2 protein-coding genes are annotated in these 2724 nt (G+C 68.0%); both read right to left on the bottom strand.

All coding sequences use genetic code 11. The annotated features are described in order from the left end of the window. A partial coding sequence (locus O3Q52_RS51705; RefSeq protein WP_269655341.1) for a 2-oxoacid:ferredoxin oxidoreductase subunit beta occupies positions 1-881 on the bottom strand: 881 nt, incomplete at its 3' end. Further along, positions 874-2724, bottom strand: a 1851-nt coding sequence (locus tag O3Q52_RS51700) for a 2-oxoacid:acceptor oxidoreductase subunit alpha (protein WP_269655340.1), incomplete at its 5' end; no start/stop codon positions are given. The genes O3Q52_RS51700 and O3Q52_RS51705, both read right to left, overlap by 8 nt.

Raw genomic sequence — 2724 nt, 5'->3', positions numbered from 1 at the left:
GCGTCGTGGACGAGGATCTGCGGCTCGTTCTCCGGGGTGACGGTGACGACCTTCAGGTCGCCGGTCACGGCGTCGCGTACGACGCCCTTGGAGCCGAGGCCGCTGTCGAGTGGTGCCCCGAAGCGGATCTGCTGCCCGTGTTCCAGGCGGATGACGGCTTCTTCGGCCTGCTGGCGGTCTTTGAGGACCTCGAAGGCGCCGTCGTTGAAGATGTTGCAGTTCTGGTAGATCTCGACGAGGGCGGTGCCCGGGTGGGCCGCGGCCTGCCGCAGGACCTCCGTCAGATGCTTGCGGTCGGAGTCCACGGTCCGCGCCACGAACGACGCCTCCGCGCCGATGGCCAGCGACACCGGGTTGAAGGGCGCGTCCAGGGAGCCCATCGGCGTGGACTTGGTGATCTTGCCGACCTCTGAAGTGGGGCTGTACTGGCCCTTGGTGAGCCCGTAGATCCGGTTGTTGAAGAGCAGGATCTTCAGGTTCACGTTCCGGCGCAGGGCGTGGATGAGGTGGTTGCCGCCGATGGACAGCGCGTCGCCGTCACCGGTGACGACCCACACGCTCAGGTCCCGGCGGGAGGAGGCGAGTCCGGTCGCGATGGCGGGGGCGCGGCCGTGGATGGAGTGCATCCCGTAGGTGTTCATGTAGTACGGGAAACGGGACGAGCAGCCGATGCCCGAGACGAAGACGATGTTCTCCTTGGCGAGACCCAGTTCGGGCATGAAGCCCTGCACCGCCGCGAGGATCGCGTAGTCACCGCAGCCGGGGCACCAGCGCACTTCCTGGTCGGACTTGAAGTCCTTCATGGACTGCCTGGCCTCGGCCTTGGGCACCAGAGTGAGCGCCTCGATCGTGCCCGGGCCTTCCGCGGTCGTCTCAGCCATCGATGGCCTCCTTGAGAGCCGTGGCGAGCTGTTCGGCCTTGAACGGCATTCCGTTGACCTGGTTGTAGGAGTGGGCGTCCACCAGGTATTTCGCCCTGACCAGGGTGGCGAGCTGCCCGAGGTTCATCTCGGGGATCACCACCTTGTCGTACGCCTTCAGCACCGTGCCGAGATTCTGCGGGAAGGGGTTGAGGTGGCGCAGGTGGGCCTGCGCGATCGCCTCCCCGGCCGCCCGCAGCCGCCGTACCGCCGCGGTGATGGGTCCGTAGGTGGAGCCCCAGCCCAGGACGAGGATGGTGGCGCCGTGCGGGTCGTCGACCTCGACATCGGGGACGTCGATGCCGTCGATCTTCGCCTGCCGGGTACGCACCATGAAGTCGTGGTTGGCCGGGTCGTAGGAGATGTTGCCGGTGCCGTCCTGCTTCTCGATGCCGCCGATGCGGTGTTCGAGACCCGGCGTACCCGGGATCGCCCACGGTCGGGCGAGGGTCCCCGGGTCGCGTTTGTAGGGCCAGAAGACCTCGGTGCCGTCGTCCAGGGTGTGGTTGGGTCCCTGGGCGAACTGCACGCGCAGATCGGGCAGTTCGTCGGTCTCCGGGATCCGCCATGGTTCGGATCCGTTGGCCAGGTAGCCGTCGGACAGCAGCAGGACCGGGGTGCGGTAGGTGAGCGCGATACGGGCGGCCTCGATGGCCGCGTCGAAGCAGTCGGCAGGCGTCCGGGGGGCCACGATCGGCACCGGGGCCTCGCCGTTGCGGCCGAACATGGCCTGCAGCAGGTCGGCCTGTTCGGTCTTGGTGGGCAGGCCGGTGGAGGGGCCGCCGCGCTGGATGTCGATGACCAGCAGCGGCAGTTCGAGGGAGACGGCGAGCCCGATCGTCTCCGACTTCAGAGCGACACCGGGGCCGGAGGTGGTGGTGACGGCCAGCGATCCGCCGAAGGCCGCTCCGAGTGCGGCGCCGATGCCGGCGATCTCGTCCTCGGCCTGGAAGGTCCGCACGCCGAAGTTCTTGTGCCGGCTCAGCTCGTGCAGGATGTCCGAGGCCGGGGTGATCGGATACGAGCCCAGGTAGAGGGGCAGGTCCGCCTGGGTCGAGGCGGCGATCAGGCCGTAGGACAGGGCCAGGTTCCCGGAGATGTTGCGGTAGGTGCCGGTCGGGAACGCGGCGGTGGCCGGCGCGATCTCGTAGGAGACCGCGAAGTCCTCGGTGGTCTCGCCGAAGTTCCAGCCCGCCCGGAACGCGGCGATGTTGGCCGCCGCGATGTCCGGCTTCTTGGCGAACTTGGTCGTCAGGAACTTCTCGGTGCCCTCGGTCGGCCGGTGGTACATCCAGCTCAGCAGCCCGAGCGCGAACATGTTCTTGCTGCGCTCGGCCTCCTTACGGGTGAGGTCGAACTCCTTGAGCGCCTCGACGGTCAGGGTGGTGAGGGGGACGGGGTGGACGCTGTAGCCGTCCAGCGAACCGTCCTCCAGGGGGCTCGTGGCGTAGCCGACCTTCTGCATCGCCCGTTTGGTGAACTCGTCCGTGTTGACGATGATCTCCGCGCCGCGCGGCACGTCGGCGATGTTGGCCTTCAGGGCGGCCGGGTTCATCGCCACCAGGACGTTGGGCGCGTCGCCGGGGGTGAGGATGTCGTGGTCGGCGAAATGCAGCTGGAAAGACGAAACGCCCGGCAGGGTGCCTGCGGGCGCGCGGATCTCGGCGGGGAAGTTCGGCAGTGTCGAAAGGTCGTTCCCGAACGATGCCGTCTCGGAGGTGAAGCGGTCCCCGGTGAGCTGCATACCGTCACCGGAGTCCCCCGCGAACCGGATGATCACCCGGTCCAGCCGGCGTACATCCTT

It is taken from the genome of Streptomyces sp. ActVer (genome assembly GCF_027270795.1).
Lineage (GTDB): Bacteria > Actinomycetota > Actinomycetes > Streptomycetales > Streptomycetaceae > Streptomyces > Streptomyces umbrinus_A.
This window is presented reverse-complemented; position numbering and strand designations above follow the sequence as displayed.